15 protein-coding genes are annotated in these 14180 nt (G+C 68.8%); 6 read left to right on the forward strand and 9 right to left on the reverse strand.

Translation table 11 applies throughout. The annotated features are described in order from the left end of the window. Nucleotides 1-124 precede the first annotated feature (124 nt). Together ACFVW6_RS07240 and ACFVW6_RS07245 are read right to left on the reverse strand one after the other, a co-directional pair. Nucleotides 125-1027, reverse strand: coding sequence for a 3-oxoacyl-ACP reductase (locus ACFVW6_RS07240; RefSeq protein ID WP_355270861.1), 903 nt, complete (start codon nt 1025-1027; stop codon nt 125-127). A 43-nt stretch (nt 1028-1070) separates the two neighbouring features. Further along, on the reverse strand, nt 1071-1259 hold the full coding sequence (locus ACFVW6_RS07245) for a ferredoxin (protein WP_019044780.1): 189 nt from the start codon (nt 1257-1259) through the stop codon (nt 1071-1073). A 188-nt stretch (nt 1260-1447) separates the two neighbouring features. Between ACFVW6_RS07245 and ACFVW6_RS07250 the strand changes: the two genes are divergently transcribed. Beyond that, entirely contained in the window at nt 1448-2641 is a 1194-nt protein-coding gene (locus ACFVW6_RS07250; protein ID WP_378825263.1) for an acyl-CoA dehydrogenase family protein, read from the forward strand. A 22-nt stretch (nt 2642-2663) separates the two neighbouring features. Continuing rightward, nucleotides 2664-3761 carry an acyl-CoA dehydrogenase family protein gene (locus ACFVW6_RS07255; RefSeq protein ID WP_378825260.1) on the forward strand — a complete coding sequence of 366 codons (1098 nt, stop codon included), beginning with the start codon at nt 2664-2666 and terminating at the stop codon, nt 3759-3761. Nucleotides 3762-3836: 75 nt separating this feature from the next. Here the strand turns inward: ACFVW6_RS07255 and ACFVW6_RS07260 are convergent, their stop codons facing one another. From ACFVW6_RS07260 to ACFVW6_RS07270, 3 genes are read right to left on the reverse strand one after another with little or no spacing between them, the layout of a single operon-like run. Then, nucleotides 3837-4208 (reverse strand): type II toxin-antitoxin system death-on-curing family toxin, encoded by a 372-nt coding sequence (locus ACFVW6_RS07260; RefSeq protein WP_378825257.1) that lies wholly within the window; start codon nt 4206-4208, stop codon nt 3837-3839. Next, the gene (locus ACFVW6_RS07265; RefSeq protein WP_189029939.1) at nt 4205-4402 is read right to left on the reverse strand and encodes a hypothetical protein; all 198 of its coding nucleotides are present in this window, start codon (nt 4400-4402) and stop codon (nt 4205-4207) included. The genes ACFVW6_RS07260 and ACFVW6_RS07265 overlap by 4 nt, the downstream gene beginning before the upstream one ends. 33 nt (nt 4403-4435) lie before the next feature. Next, on the reverse strand, nt 4436-5041 hold the full coding sequence (locus ACFVW6_RS07270; RefSeq protein WP_378825255.1) for a TetR family transcriptional regulator: 606 nt from the start codon (nt 5039-5041) through the stop codon (nt 4436-4438). Between the two features lie 99 nt (nt 5042-5140). Between ACFVW6_RS07270 and ACFVW6_RS07275 the strand changes: the two genes are divergently transcribed. Further along, entirely contained in the window at nt 5141-6319 is a 1179-nt protein-coding gene (locus tag ACFVW6_RS07275; protein WP_378825253.1) for an FAD-dependent monooxygenase, read from the forward strand. Nucleotides 6320-6379: 60 nt separating this feature from the next. On the opposite strand, the gene ACFVW6_RS07280 is transcribed toward ACFVW6_RS07275, so the two are convergent. Then, entirely contained in the window at nt 6380-8023 is a 1644-nt protein-coding gene (locus ACFVW6_RS07280) for an acyl-CoA synthetase (protein WP_378825251.1), read from the reverse strand. 60 nt (nt 8024-8083) lie between these two features. On the opposite strand from ACFVW6_RS07280, the gene ACFVW6_RS07285 reads away from it, so the two are divergent. Further along, on the forward strand, nt 8084-8866 hold the full coding sequence (locus ACFVW6_RS07285; RefSeq protein ID WP_355270850.1) for a crotonase/enoyl-CoA hydratase family protein: 783 nt from the start codon (nt 8084-8086) through the stop codon (nt 8864-8866). A gap of 52 nt (nt 8867-8918) precedes the next feature. Here ACFVW6_RS07285 and ACFVW6_RS07290 read toward each other — a convergent pair whose 3' ends face one another. After that, on the reverse strand, nt 8919-9335 hold the full coding sequence (locus ACFVW6_RS07290) for a VOC family protein (RefSeq protein ID WP_355270848.1): 417 nt from the start codon (nt 9333-9335) through the stop codon (nt 8919-8921). 153 nt (nt 9336-9488) lie between these two features. On the opposite strand from ACFVW6_RS07290, the gene ACFVW6_RS07295 reads away from it, so the two are divergent. Then, complete coding sequence (locus ACFVW6_RS07295; RefSeq protein ID WP_378825247.1) at nt 9489-10487, forward strand: sigma-70 family RNA polymerase sigma factor; 999 nt, start codon at nt 9489-9491, stop codon at nt 10485-10487. Nucleotides 10488-10500: 13 nt separating this feature from the next. Here the strand turns inward: ACFVW6_RS07295 and ACFVW6_RS07300 are convergent, their stop codons facing one another. Beyond that, nucleotides 10501-12036 carry an acyl-CoA synthetase gene (locus ACFVW6_RS07300; protein ID WP_357346267.1) on the reverse strand — a complete coding sequence of 512 codons (1536 nt, stop codon included), beginning with the start codon at nt 12034-12036 and terminating at the stop codon, nt 10501-10503. A gap of 67 nt (nt 12037-12103) precedes the next feature. Beyond that, nucleotides 12104-13138 carry an LLM class F420-dependent oxidoreductase gene (locus ACFVW6_RS07305; RefSeq protein ID WP_378825244.1) on the reverse strand — a complete coding sequence of 345 codons (1035 nt, stop codon included), beginning with the start codon at nt 13136-13138 and terminating at the stop codon, nt 12104-12106. Nucleotides 13139-13199: 61 nt separating this feature from the next. Here ACFVW6_RS07305 and ACFVW6_RS07310 point away from each other — a divergent pair, with 61 nt between their 5' ends. Then, nucleotides 13200-14171, forward strand: coding sequence for a Zn-ribbon domain-containing OB-fold protein (locus tag ACFVW6_RS07310; RefSeq protein ID WP_378825242.1), 972 nt, complete (start codon nt 13200-13202; stop codon nt 14169-14171). The last annotated feature ends 9 nt before the right edge of the window (nt 14172-14180 follow it).

A 14180-nucleotide genomic window follows, 5' to 3' on the forward strand; every position in this document is an offset into this window, starting at 1 on the left:
TGAGCCGCCACACACCCCGACGCTCATGTCTACCAACACCTGGACCTGTGATCAACACAACTCGGCAGACATGCCCGTCGTGGCGCGCGGCGAGCCAACACCCGGCAAATCGGTGGAAGGAAGATCAGCCCAGATCGCGGAGCGCGCGGGCCGAGAACGTGTGGTCGGCGGGCCGCTCGGCAAAGTAGCCGTGCAGCGTCGAGGCGAGGTCTTCCTCGGCCCATTCGGCGCCCGCGGCGTCGAAGCGAGCCTCCACCTCGGGAGCCGCCATCAGGGCGACCATCGGGCCGTAGACGACGAAGACCTGACCGTTCACCGCGTCGGCGGCGGGCGAGGCGAGGTAGGCGACGAGCTTGGCCACATGCTCGGGCGCGAGCGGGTCGACCGACCCCTCGGGCGCCTCGGAGAACACGGCCTCGGTCATCGCGGTCCTGGCCCGGGGGCAGATCGCGTTGGACCGCACGCCGAAGCGGGACAGGCCACGCGCGGCCGACAGCGTCAGCGCGGTGATGCCCGCCTTCGCGGCGCCGTAGTTGGCCTGGCCCTCCGGTCCGAGCAGGCCCGCCTCCGAGGAGGTGTTGACCAGCCGGCCATAGACCGGCGCGCCGGCGGCCTTGGATGCCGCGCGCCAGTAGGCGCCCGCGTTGCGCGAGAGCAGGAAGTGGCCGCGCAGGTGCACGGCGATCACCGCGTCGAAGTCCTCGTCGGACATGTTGAACAGCATGCGGTCGCGGGTGATGCCCGCGTTGTTGACGACGATGTCGAGGCCGCCGAGGGATTCCTGGGCGGTCGCGATCAGCGCGTCGGCGGTCGAGCGCTCGGCGATGCTGCCGCCGACGAACTCCGCCTTGCCGCCCAGCTCGCGAATCGCGGCGATGGTCTCGGCGGCGGCGTCCTCGGTGAGGTCGTTGACGACCACCGCCGCGCCCGCCGCGGCCAGCGCGAGGGCCTCGGCCCGGCCGAGACCGGCGCCTGCGCCGGTCACGATCGCGACTCGGCCGTCCAGTGAAGTCTGCATCACACTCATCGGGCCGACTTTAGAACGTGTTTCACTATCCGACAAGACCGGATCATGCCAACCGCAGCGCGGCCTTGGGACACTGCGCCACCGCTTCCTCGACATCGGCGACGCGATCGTCGGCCACATCGCCCTCGAGCACGTGCAGGTTGTCGTCGTCATCGAGTTCAAACATGTCAGGGGCGATTCCTACGCATACGCCATTCGCTTCGCACCGGTCGAAATCGACGATGATCTTCATGAGAACTTCCTTCCACGCGGTCTCCGCGACACTAACCCAGACAGCACGGCCCGCGAGGCGGAACAGCTGTCGATTCACTGTCAATACTGGAACATGTTCCAGTTCATATGCAATGATCGGTTTCGGCGGGGCCCATCCCCTGCGCCCCGCCGACGTCCGTTTTCGCAGCTGAGACCGAGGTAGGAACCATGCGCGTCGCGTATACGCCGCAGCAGGAAGAATTGCGCGCCGAGCTGCGCGAGTATTTCGCCCAGCTGATGACGCCGGAACGACGCGCGGCGCTGAGCCTGCAGACCGGCGAGTATGGCGAGGGCACTGTCTACCGCGACGTCGTCCGCCAGATGGGCAAGGACGGCTGGCTGACGCTGAGCTGGCCCAAGGAATACGGCGGCCAGGACCGCACGACGATGGATCAGCTGATCTTCGTCGAGGAAGCCGCCATCGCGGGCGCGCCCGTCCCGTTCCTCACCCTGAACTCGGTCGCGCCGACGATCATGCAGTACGGCACCGAGGAGCAGAAGAAGTTCTTCCTGCCCAAGATCGCCTCGGGCGAGCTGCACTTCGCCATCGGCTACTCCGAGCCGGGCGCAGGCACCGACCTGGCCTCGCTGCGCACCGCCGCGGTGCGCGACGGCGACGACTTCGTCATCAACGGCCAGAAGATGTGGACCAGCCTCATCGCCTACGCCGATTACATCTGGCTGGCGGTGCGCACCGACCCGACGGCCAAGAAGCACAAGGGCATCTCGATGTTCATCGTGCCCACCGATGTCGACGGCTTCTCCTGGACGCCGGTGCACACGATGGCCGGGCCCGACACCAGCGCCACCTACTACCAGGACGTGCGGGTGCCCGCCTCCTCGATGGTCGGGCCGGAGAACGGCGGCTGGTCGCTGATCACCAACCAGCTCAACCACGAGCGCGTCGCGCTGACCTCGGCCGGGCCGCTCTCGCTCGCGGTCAACCAGACGGTGCAGTGGGCGCGTGAGACCACCGCCTCCGACGGCAAGCGGGTGATCGACCAGGAGTGGGTGCGCCTGAATCTGGCGCGCGTCTACGCCAAGGTCGAGTACCTCAAGCTGCTGAACTGGGAGATCGCCAGCCGCGCCGACCAGGGCGGCGAAGCGGCGCCCAAGCCGTGGGACGCCTCCGCGTGCAAGGTCTACGGCACCGAGCTGGCCACCGAGGCCTATCGGCTGCTGATGGAGGTCGTCGGCTCGCACGGCTACCTGCGCCAGGACTCCCCCGGCGCGGTGATGCTCGGCAGGCTGGAGCGGATGCACCGGGCCGCGCTCATCCTCACCTTCGGCGGCGGCACCAACGAGGTGCAGCGCGACATCATCGCCATGACCGCCCTGCGCCAGCCCGCGTCCGCCCGCTGATCCCGAAAGCCGGTATCCCCTCATGGATTTCACTCCCACCGAAGCCCAGACCGATCTCGCCCGGCTGACCGGCGAGATCTGCGCCAAGCTCGTCACCGCCGACCGGCTGCGCGAGCTCGACACCGCGGGCCGCTACGACGAGCAGCTCTGGAAGTCGCTCGCCGAGACCGGCGTGCTGGCCGCGGCCCTGCCGGAAGAGCTGGGCGGCAGCGATTTCGGCATGCTCGAGCAGACCGCGATCCTGCGTGAGCTCGGCCGCGTCGTCGCCGCGGTGCCCTACCTGTGGTCGATCGTCGTCGGCGCGGGCGCGCTGGCGACGTTCGGCGACGCCGACCAGCGGCAGCTGGCCGCGCGGGCGGGCGCGGGCGAGATCGTGCTGACCGCGGCGCTCGCCGAGGAACTGCGCGCGACCACCGCCGCGCCGGGCATCGTCGCCGAGCCCGCGGGCGCGGCCTGGACCCTGACCGGTACCGCGACCACCGTCGCCTTCGCCGATCGGGCCGAGCGCATCCTGGTGCCCGCCATCACCTCCAACGGTGTCGGCGTCTTCGTGGTCGACCCGGACGACGCGTCGGTCGCCCGCATCGCCCAGCAGGTCGTCGACCTGAGCCCCGAGTTCGTCGTCGAACTCGCGGCCACCCCGGCCACGCTGCTCGGCTCCATCGAGTCCGGCGCCGACGTCCTCACCTGGCTGCGCGAGCACGCCTGGCTCGGCCTGTCGGCCCTGCAACTGGGCACCCTGGAGCGCGCGCTCGAGCTGACCGCCGAGCACACCCGCACCCGCGAGCAGTTCGGCAAGCCGATCGGCTCGTTCCAGTCCGTCGCCCAGCGCCTGGCCGACGCCTCCATCGACATCGGCGGCCTGCGCCTGACGGTCACCCAGGCCGCCTGGCGCGTGGCCGAAGGCCTGCCCGCCACCGAGTCCATCCACATCGCCAAGTTCTGGGCGGCCGACGCGGGCCACAAGGTCGCCCACACCGTCGTCCACGTCCACGGCGGCCTCGGCATCGACCGCGACCACATCACCCACAACTACTTCACCGCCGCCAAGCACAACGAATTCGCCCTCGGCGGCGCCACTCCCCACCTCCTCGCCCTCGGCGCGGAACTGGCGGGCTAGCCGCTCGCACACAGCAGGGCCCGTGCGGATCGTTCCCCCGATCCGCACGGGCCCTGCCGCGTTCACCACCCACGTCTATCGCGCGAAGCGGACGAGTTCCTTGGCGATGGCAGGCACATCGAGCCGGCCCTGGCACACCGCGAGCACGAACTCCTCGGCGCGATCGATATCGAAAGCCTCGTCCAGCGGACATCCGTTGAGATGCAGGAATACCCAGGTCGCGTACCAGGCGAGGCGCTTGTTTCCGTCCACCAAGCCGTGGTTGCGGGCGAGCGATTCCATCAGCGCGGCGGCCTTCTGCCACAGATCGGGATAGGCGTCCTGCCCGAACACACTCGACTGGGGCCGTGCCGAGGCGGAATCGAGCAGCCCGTAATCACGGACATCCGGCGTACCGAGCCGCTCCGCCAAGCTCAGCAGCTCCGGCAGCGTCAGATAGTGGATCACGCCAACCGCCGGTTCAGCTCTTCGCTGACCCGGAGCACATGGTCCGCCGCCTCGTTGAACAATCGCGACCGCTCGTTGATGGCGGCGACGACCGCATCGTGCGCGAACTGCTGCATGCTTCGGCCCTCGGCCTCGGCGCGCTGCCTGAGCGCGTCCAGCTCCTCGTCGGTGAATCGCACATTGAGACCAGCCATAGGCCCGATGGTACCGCGCGGTACCAGCTGGTTCTACGACATTTCGGACCGATCGGCGGAGCCGGGTTCCGAGGTCAGGTAGCGCTGGAGGGTGGGGGCGATGTCGGTGGTGATCTGGTGCGGGGTCAGGTCGACTACCGGGGGGATGCGCAGGACGTAGCGGCACAGGGCCAGGCCGAGCAGCTGGGTGACGATGAGGGCGGCGCGGCGGGGGGCGTCGGCGGGGGTGCCGAAGCGCAGGACGGCGGGCAGGACCTGCTGGGCGAAGACCTCGCGGAAGCGGGCGGCGACCGCGTCGTCGGTGATCGAGGAGCGCAGCAGGATCAGCAGGACGGTGTTGTCGTTGTCCTCCCAGATGGTGAGGAAGCGGCGGATCAGCAGCTCCCCCATGGTGTCCGGGTCGGCGGCGCCCAGATCGGGCAGGTCCAGGTCGATCTGGGCGGCGGCGGCGAAGAGGCCGTCCTTGCTGCCGAAGTAGCGCATGACCATCGACGGATCGATCGCGGCGTCGGCGGCGATGGCGCGGATGGTCGCCTTCGCGTAGCCGTCGGCGGCGAAGCGGGCACGCGCGGCGGCGAGGATGGCGGCGCGGGTGGCGTCCGAGCGGCGGGCCGGGGTCTCCTGGTCGGCGGAAGTCATGCCAACAAGTGTAGGCCAACAACTGTTGACTTTCATCGACGGCCCGGTTTACCGTTATGCCTACAAGCGTTGGCAAACAAGCGTTGACCAGGAGTCGCAATGTCCGCCACCCCACTGCCCGAAGCCACGTCCGTCGTCATCGTCGGCGCGGGCCCCGCCGGTCTCACCGCCGCGATCGTGCTCGCCGAAGCCGGCGTCGACCATGTCCTGCTCGATCGCCTCAGCGAGGGCGCCAACACCTCCCGCGCCGCGGTCGTGCACGCCAGGACCCTGGAGGTCCTCGACGAACTCGGCATCGCGAAGGAACTGCTCGCCCGCGGCATCCAGGTCCCCACCTTCAAGGTGCACGACGGCCCGAAGACGTTGGCCACCATCGAGTTCGGCGACCTGCCGACCGCCTACCCCTACACCCTGATGATCCCGCAGGACGTCACCGAGCAGGTGCTGCTCGACCGGCTGCACGCGCTGGGCGGCACCGTCCACCGCCCGGTCACCGTCGCGCGGGTCGCCGACGAGAACGGCCACGTCACCGTCGAATACCGCACCGCGGACGACACGACCGGCACCATCACCGCCGACTACGTGATCGGCGCCGACGGCATGCACAGCGCGGTGCGTGACCAGGCGGGCATCGGTTTCACCGGCGACACCTACCCCGCCTCGTTCGTCCTGGCCGATGTCCGGATGAGCTGGCCGACCCCGCGTTCGGAAGTCTCGCTGCACCTTTCGCCCGAGGGCGTCACCGTGGTCGCCCCGCTGCCCGACCCCGCCGAGGAGCGCTACCGCGTCGTCGCCACCGTCGACGAGGCCCCCGAGCACCCGACGCGCGACGACATCCAGACCCTCCTCGACGCCAGGGGCCCGGCGGGCGAGGTGCGCGTCGACGAGGTGCTGTGGAGCTCACGCTTCCGCGTGCACCACCGCGTCGCCGACCACTACCGCGCGGGCCGGATCCTGCTCGCGGGCGACGCCGCCCACGTGCACAGCCCGGCGGGCGGCCAGGGCATGAACACCGGCATTCAAGACGCCGCGCTGCTCGCCCGGCTGCTGGCGAAGGTGGTCGCCGGCGAACCGGACGCACTGCTCGACGAGTACGAGACCGTGCGCAGGCCGATCGCGCTGGACGTCGTCGCGTTCACCGACCGGATGACCCGGATGGCCACCCTGCAGTCGAGCCCGGCCCGCACCGCGCGCAACTCCGCGCTGCGCCTGCTCACCGGCATCCCCGCGGTCCGCGGCAAGCTGGCCTACCAGCTCGCCGAACTCGCCAACCGCTGACGCACACGAAGGGGCCCTCCCGGCGACATTGCCGGAAGGGCCCCTGGTGCTGTCGATTACCTACGCGGAGCCCGCGTCGGCGTGCTCGTCGGCAGGCCGCTCGTCGGTCTGCGACTTGGCCCACCGGTAGTCCGGCTTGCCCGCGGGCGAGCGCTTGATCTCGTCGACGAACCACAGGCTGCGGGGCAGCTTGTAGGACGCGATCTCCTGGGTCAGCACCGGCTTCAGTTCGGCCAGTGTCGGCCGGTTCGCACCGCGACACTGCACCACCGCGACGACCCGCTGGCCCCAGCGCTCGTCCTCGACGCCGACCACCAGCGCGTCGAAGATCTCCGGATGCGCCTTGAGCGCGCCCTCGACCTCTTCGGGGTAGATCTTCTCGCCACCGCTGTTGATGCTCACCGAACCACGGCCGAGCATGGTGACGGTGCCGTCCTCCTCGACGCGCGCGAAGTCGCCGGGGATCGCGTAGCGAATCCCGTTGAACTCCTTGAACGTCGCGGCCGACTTGACCTCGTCCTTGTAGTAGCCGAGCGGGATGTGGCCACTGCGCGCCAGCAGGCCGACGACGCCGGAGCCCGGCTCGACCGGGTTGCCTTCCTCGTCGAGCACCTGGGTGGCCGCGTCGATCTTCACCCGCGGACCGCCGGTGTGGGTCTGCCCCTTGGCGATCGTCGCCAGACCGCCGAAGCCGGTCTCCGAGGAACCGATGGAGTCGGTGAGCAGGCGGTTGGGCAGCAGCTCGAGGAACTTGTCCTTGAGCGGCGGCGAGAACAGCGCCGCGCTGCTGGCGAGCACGTACAGCGACGAGAGGTCGTAGGGCTCACCGGTTTCCGGGTTGCCCTCCTCCAGCGCGTCGAGCATCGGCCGGGCCATCGCGTCACCGGTGATGAAGATCAGGTTGATCTTGTGCTTGTCGACGGCCTGCCAGACACCGTGCCCGCTGAACTCGGGGATCATCACGGCCTTGCCGCCGCCGAACAGGCTGTGGAAGGTGGCCCACTGCGCGCCGCCGTGGATCATCGGCGGGATCGGGAAACGCACCATCTGCGGGTTGGCCGCGCCGATCTTGGCCAGCTCCCACTCGTCCTTGGTGTACTCACCGGTGATGAAGTTGATGCCGGCGCCGAGCACCCGCCACACGTCCTCGTGCCGCCACATCACGCCCTTGGGCAGGCCGGTGGTGCCGCCGGTGTAGAGCATGTAGATGTCGTCGGGCGAGCGCTCGCCGAAGTCGCGCTCACCGGAGGAGGCGGCCAGCGCCGCTTCGTACTCCACCGTGTCGGGCGCGGTCGGTCCCTCGGTGCCGTCCTCGACGACGAGCACCGTCTTCAGGCCGGGCACCTTCGAGCGGACCGCGGCGACCTTGTCGGTGTAGCGGCGCTCGTGGATCAGCGCGACCATGTCGGAGTTGTCGAAGATGTGCAGCAACTCGTTCTCGACGTAGCGGTAGTTGACGTTGATCATCACCGCCCGCGCCTTGAAGATCGCCACCATCGCCTCGACGGCTTCGACGGTGTTCCGGGAGTAGATTCCGACTTTGTCGCCGGGTTTCACACCCTGTTCCAGCAGGTAGTGGGCCAGTTTGTTGGCCCGCTCCTCCAGTTCGGCGTAGGTCGACTCGCGATGTTCGCCGACCAGCACGATCCGGTCGGGCATCAGGTCGACGGCGTGTTCGACGAGATCGGCTATGTTGTAGCTCACAAAGACAAAAATAGAACGTGTTACTGTTTCTGACAAGCTCGAACGTCAGGAGATATCGAAATGGCCCACTGTCTGGTCGAGAAGCGAGACCACGTCCTCATCGTCACGATGAACCGGCCGGAGGCTCGCAACGCCCTCTCGGGCGAGATGATGGCGATCATGCGCGACGCCTGGGACCAGGTGGACAGCGATCCCGATATCCGCGTCGCGATCCTCACCGGCGCGGGCGGGGCCTTCTGCGCGGGGATGGACCTGAAGGCGATGAGCTCGCAGCATCCGGGCGACACCGCCACCGAGGGCACCTGGGACCCGGCCTACCTCCCCGCGCTGCTGAAGGGGCGGCGACTGAGCAAGCCCCTGATCGCGGCGGTCGAGGGCCCGGCCATCGCCGGCGGCACCGAGATCCTGCAGGGCACCGACCTGCGCGTGGCCGGGGAAAGCGCCAAGTTCGGCGTCTCCGAGGCCCGCTGGGGCCTGTTCCCGCTCGGCGGTTCCGCGGTGCGGCTGGCCCGGCAGATCCCCTACACCGTGGCCGCTGACCTGCTGCTGACCGGACGGCACATCACCGCCGCCGAGGCCAAGGAGATCGGCCTGATCGGCCACGTCGTCCCCGACGGGACCGCCCTCGACAAGGCCCTGGCGCTGGCGGGCCAGATCGCCGCCAACGGCCCGCTCGCCGTCCAGGCGATGCTGCGCACGCTGCGCGACACCGAGGCGATGCCGGAGAACGAGGCGTTCCCGATCGAGGCGAAGATCGGCATGGAGGTGTTCCGGTCCGCCGATGCCAAGGAAGGGCCGCGCGCCTTCGCGGAGAAGCGCAAGCCGAACTTCACCGGGCAGTAGTCACCGCGAACAGGGCGCGGGCAGCCGCCTCGCGCCCTGTTCCGCCGGATGCCTACGCGCCCGGGTAGTTCATGTAGAACGGCTCCCACTGGTGGCCGTCGGGGTCGATGAACGTCCGACCGTGCATCCCCACCTGGGCCTCCTGCGCCCGCTTGTCCTCGTTCTTCTCCTCGGTGGCGCCCGCGGCGACGGCGGCGTCGGTCAGCGCGTCGACCTCGGCCGCACTGGCCAGCGACAGCGCGTAGCCGGCGGCGGCGGTGTTGATCGTGTCGGCGATCGGGCGGGTGCTGAAGGTCGAGAAGAAGGGCTTGGTCAGCAGCATCAGGCAGATGTTGTCGTCGATGACGATGCACGACGCGTTCTGATCGGTGAAATCCTCGTTGACCTTCCAGCCGAGCGCCTCGTAGAAGCTCTTCGAGCGGTCGAGGTCGGCGACGGGGAGGTTGATGAAGATCATCTTGCTGCTCATGGGTGTCAGCCTTTCGGGAACGTCGTTGCGGTCTCGTTCATGTAGACGCCGCGCGGCCCGCCGATTCATCGACCGGCGGTGAAGTTCGCGAAATTTCGATGGTCCGTTTTCTCCTCTGTCGAGTGTCGGACCCCTGTGGCATCGTGGGAAACTATGAGCGACGCCACAACCGCTACCACCGGCCCCGACCCCGAAGTCCTGGCCGAATTCGAAACCCACCGGCGCGAATTGTGCGCGTACGCCTACCGCATGCTCGGCTCCTCGTTCGAGGCCGAGGACGCGGTACAGGAGACCTTCACCCGCGCCTGGCGCTCCTACGATTCGTTCGAGGGCCGCGCGAGTCTGCGCTCGTGGCTGTACAAGATCGCCACCAATATCTGTCTGGACATGCTCGACCGGCCGCAGAGCCGGGCCAGACCGATGGACCTCAACGGTCCAGGTCGCCCGGATTCCCCGCTGCCCGCGCCGCAGCCCGACTACGTGTGGATCGAGCCGATCCCGAACGCGCTCGCCTTCGGCGCCGACCCGGCCGAGCACGCCTCGGCCAAGGACACGCTGCGCCTGGCGTTCGTGGCGGCCTGCCAGCATCTGCCGGCGACCCAGCGCGCCATCCTGATCATGCGTGAGGTGCTGCGCTTCTCCGCGGGTGAGACCGCCGAGGCGCTGATGATGTCGCCCGCGTCGGTGAACAGCGCGCTGCAACGGGCCCGCGCCACCATGTCGAAGGTCCAGCCGACCGTCACCGACGGTTTCGACGAGACCGATCCCGAGCAGCGCAAGCTGGTCGACGATTTCGTGAAGGCGTTCGAGGCCTACGACATGGACGCGCTCACCACGCTGCTCAAAGCCGATGTGGCGCTGTCGATGCCGCCTTTCGATCTCTGGATCTCCGGGCCGGAGAATGTGGCCGCGTTCATGCTCAGCACGGGCAGCGCGTGCCGCGATTCGCGCATGGTGCCGCTGGACGGCGCCAACGGCCTGCCCGCCTTCGGCCACTACAAGCCCAGTGGGGAGCCCGGCGTGTGGGTGCCGTGGTCGATCACCGTGCTCGAGCTCGAGGGCGACACCATCTCGGGCCTGAACTTCTTCCTCGACACCGAGAAGTTGTTCCCGCTCTTCGGGCTCGCGCCGGAGTGGCGCGAAGCCGTCTGAGCGGGAACATCTTTCAGAGCAGGCGGCGCTTGTACAGCTTGCCGTTGGGATCGCGGGGCAGCTCCGCGCGGTATTCCACCGTGCGGGGCAGCTTGTACTTGGCGAGCTGACCGGCCGCGAACTCGAGGATCTCGGCGGTGAGCGCGTCGTCGCCGGCGGCGCCGTCGACCGGCTGCACGAACGCCTTGACCTGCTGACCCCAATCCGGGTCGGGCACACCGAGAACCGCCACGTCGGCCACCTTCGGGTGGCTCATCAGCACACCCTCGATCTCGGCCGGGTAGATGTTCACGCCACCGGACAGGATCAGGTCGGAGCGGCGGTCGCAGAGGAACAGGTAGCCGTCCTCGTCGAGGTAGCCGATGTCGCCGACGGTGAACAGGTCACCGACGCGCGACTCCTCGGTCTTCTCCTTGGCGTGGTGGTACTCGAAGCTGGACGCGCCCATCTTCATGTAGACCATGCCCTCTTTGCCCGCGGGCAGTTCGGAGCCGTCGGTCTCGTCGAGGATCTTGATGACCGACCACGGCCAGGCCTTGCCGACCGAGCCGGGCTTGTTCAGCCACTCGGTCCCGTTGATCACCGTGCCGCCGCCCTCGGTGGCCGCGTAGTACTCGGTGACGACCGGACCCCACCACTCGAGCATCTGCCGCTTGGTCGCCTGCGGGCACGGCGCGGCGCCGTGCACCATGCTGCGCAGCGAGGACACGTCGTAGCGGGCGCGCACGTCCTCGGGCAGGGCGAGCAGGCGATGGAACTGGGTGGGCACCATGTGGCTGTGTGTCACCTTGTGCCGCTCGATCAGCGCGAGCATGTCCTCGGCGTCCCAGCGATCCATCAGCACCAGCTTGTGGCCCATCTGGATCGAGATGGTCGAGAAGTTCAGCACGGCCGTGTGGTAGAGCGGCGAGCCGCAGATGTGCACGTGCTCGTCGTAGGGCGCGAGCTCGAACAGGGCGAAGAAGGCCTTGTTCGGCGCGGGGACCTGGTCGGGATCGGCGCCGGTCAGCGGGCGGCGGACGCCCTTGGGGCGGCCGGTCGTGCCCGAGGTGTAGAGCATCGGCGCGCCGACCGAGCGCTCGTCGGGGCGGCCGGTGTCGGCGGCACCGAGCCACGACACCGGGCGGAAGCCCTCGATGGTGCCCGCCGAGAAGCGGGCGTCGGCGGGCAGATTCGCGAGATCGGCGGCCTCGGCGGCGGTGGCGGCGAACCGCTCACTGGCCAGGAAGGCCGCGGCCTCGCTGTCGCCGAGGATGTAGGCGATCTCCGGCGCGGTGAGGTGCCAGTTCACCGCGACGATGTACAGCCCCGCCTGGTAGGCGGCGAAGTACGCGGCGATCGCCTCCACACCGTTGTGCAGCATGCTGACGACCACGTCGCCGGTGCGCAATCCGATGCCGCGTAGTCCGTTGGCGTAGCGGTTGGCGAGGGTGGCCAATTCTCGATAGGTGATCTCCCTGCCGTCCGGGTCGACGACGGCGATCCGCTCGGGATCGGCCGCGGCGATATTCCACAGTCCGAGGACTTCCGTTGTCTGCTGGCTGCTCACCCCATCGAATTTAGAACCTGTTCTACTAGTGGGCAAGGGGTTTGCAGCCACGAAATTCGGACGGCCGCTAGGTTACAAGAGCCTGAAGCCGACGAAGTTGTTCGGCGTCGGAAACCGAGATCAGCATCATCGTCACGCCGGCGTCCTCCCATTCCTTCAGTCGCGTGCGGACGTGCGCCTCGTCGCCGAAGATCGCGGTGTCGGTGATCAGCTCGTCGGGCACCGCGGCGGCGGCCTCGGCCTTGCGGCCCGCCTGGAACAGCGCGGAGATCTCGTCGACCTCGGCGCTGTACCCCATCCGCTTGTAGACCTGCGCGTGGAAATTCAGCTCCGGCGCGCCCATGCCACCGATGTAGAGCGAGGTCACCCAGCGCATCCGCTCGATCTCGGCGGCCGGGTCGTCGGTGAGGACCACCTGCGCGCTGGCGGCGATCTCGAAATCGGCCCTGCTGCGCCGGGCGCCCGGCCGCGCGAAACCCTCGTCGAGCCACTCGTTGTACATGCCGGCCAGGCGCGGGGCGTAGTAGATCGCGAGCCAGCCGTCGGCGATCTCGGCGGTCTGGGCGACGTTCTTCGGACCCTCCGCACCCAGCCAGATCGGCAGGTCGGCGCGCAGCGGATGCACGATCGGCTTGAGCGGCTTGCCCATGCCGGTGGCGCCGGGACCGGCGTAGGGCAGGCCGTAGTACTTGCTGTCCGAGGTCACCGGGGCCTCGCGGGCCAGCACCTGGCGCACGATGTCGACGTACTCGCGGGTGCGGCGCAGCGGCTGCGCGAACGGCTGCCCGTACCAGCCCTCCACCACCTGCGGCCCGGAGACGCCGAGGCCGAGAATGGCCCGGCCGCCGCTGAGGTGATCGAGGGTGAGCGCGTGCATCGCCGCCGCGGCGGGCGTGCGGGCCGAGAGCTGCGCGACCGAGGTGCCGAGGCGAACCCGCTCGGTCGACGAACCCCACCAGGCCAGCGGCGTGAAGGCGTCCGAGCCCCACGACTCGGCCGCGAACACCGCGTCGAAGCCCGCTTCCTCGGCCGCGATCACCAGCTCGCCTGCGTTGGCGGGCGGCTGCGCACCCCAGTAACCGAGTTGCAGTCCGAATTTCATGACCGACGCCCTTTCCGGCGAATCCTTGCCAGCAGAATAAGAACCTGTTCTACTCGATATCGTGACCCAGGGGAATACCGCAGTGGAAGTATTGAGTGCACCCCTTCGGGTGCAGTTCGACTACACCAGGTCCGTCGGACCCATCATCGGCGCCTTCCTGACCGGACTGCGCGACCGCCGGATACTCGGCGTGCGCGGCAGTGACGGCCGGGTATTGGTGCCGGCGCAGGAATACGACCCGATCACCTCGGCCCCGCTGGCCGAGCTGATCGAGGTCGCGCCGACCGGCACGGTGCAGTCGTGGACGTGGGTGGCCGAACCGCTGCAAGGACAGCCGTTCGACCGCCCGTTCGCATGGGCGTTGATCCAGCTCGACGGTGCCGACACGGCACTGCTGCACGCGCTGGACGTGACCGACCCCGCGCAAGTGCACACCGGAATGCGGGTGCGTGTCCGGTGGGCCGACGAGCCGACCGGCAGCATCACCGATATCGCCTGCTTCGAGCCGGGCGAGACCGTCGAGCAGGCGGCACCCGCCGGCGACCCCGCCGAGCCGGTGACCGTGCTGACCACCCCCGTCGATCTGAGCTACAAGCACACCGCGTCCCCTCAGGAGAGCGTCTACCTGCGCGGTCTGGCCGAAGGCAAACTGATCGGCGGCCGGTCCGAGGCCGGTGGCAAGGTGTACTTCCCGCCGCGCGGGGCCAACCCGACCGACGGTACGCCCACCGACGATCTGGTGGAACTGCCCGACCGGGGCACGGTGACCACCTTCTGCATCGTCAACGTGCCGTTCCTCGGCCAGCGCATCAAGCCGCCGTATGTGGCCGCCTACGTGCTACTCGACGGCGCCGACATCCCGTTCCTGCACCTGGTTCTCGGCTGCGATGCCGCGGAGGTGCGGATGGGTATGCGGGTCGAGGCGGTGTGGAAACCCCGCGAGGAATGGGGCCACGCGCTGGCCAATATCGATCACTTCCGGCCGTCCGGCGAGCCAGATGCCCCGTACGAGTCCTACCAGCACCACCTCTGAGAGGCGACG

The sequence above is a fragment of the Nocardia sp. NPDC058244 genome (genome assembly GCF_042882065.1).
Taxonomy (GTDB): domain Bacteria; phylum Actinomycetota; class Actinomycetes; order Mycobacteriales; family Mycobacteriaceae; genus Nocardia.

Excerpts from the sequence above, each read along its gene's own strand:
- ACFVW6_RS07240 (WP_355270861.1), bottom strand. The coding sequence starts at position 1,027 with ATGAGTGTGATGCAGACTTCACTGGACGGCCGAGTCGCGATCGTGACC.
- ACFVW6_RS07245 (WP_019044780.1), bottom strand. The coding sequence starts at position 1,259 with ATGAAGATCATCGTCGATTTCGACCGGTGCGAAGCGAATGGCGTATGC.
- ACFVW6_RS07250 (WP_378825263.1), top strand. The coding sequence starts at position 1,448 with ATGCGCGTCGCGTATACGCCGCAGCAGGAAGAATTGCGCGCCGAGCTG.
- ACFVW6_RS07255 (WP_378825260.1), top strand. The coding sequence starts at position 2,664 with ATGGATTTCACTCCCACCGAAGCCCAGACCGATCTCGCCCGGCTGACC.
- ACFVW6_RS07265 (WP_189029939.1), bottom strand. The coding sequence starts at position 4,402 with ATGGCTGGTCTCAATGTGCGATTCACCGACGAGGAGCTGGACGCGCTC.
- ACFVW6_RS07270 (WP_378825255.1), bottom strand. The coding sequence starts at position 5,041 with ATGACTTCCGCCGACCAGGAGACCCCGGCCCGCCGCTCGGACGCCACC.
- ACFVW6_RS07275 (WP_378825253.1), top strand. The coding sequence starts at position 5,141 with ATGTCCGCCACCCCACTGCCCGAAGCCACGTCCGTCGTCATCGTCGGC.
- ACFVW6_RS07285 (WP_355270850.1), top strand. The coding sequence starts at position 8,084 with ATGGCCCACTGTCTGGTCGAGAAGCGAGACCACGTCCTCATCGTCACG.
- ACFVW6_RS07290 (WP_355270848.1), bottom strand. The coding sequence starts at position 9,335 with ATGAGCAGCAAGATGATCTTCATCAACCTCCCCGTCGCCGACCTCGAC.
- ACFVW6_RS07295 (WP_378825247.1), top strand. The coding sequence starts at position 9,489 with ATGAGCGACGCCACAACCGCTACCACCGGCCCCGACCCCGAAGTCCTG.
- ACFVW6_RS07305 (WP_378825244.1), bottom strand. The coding sequence starts at position 13,138 with ATGAAATTCGGACTGCAACTCGGTTACTGGGGTGCGCAGCCGCCCGCC.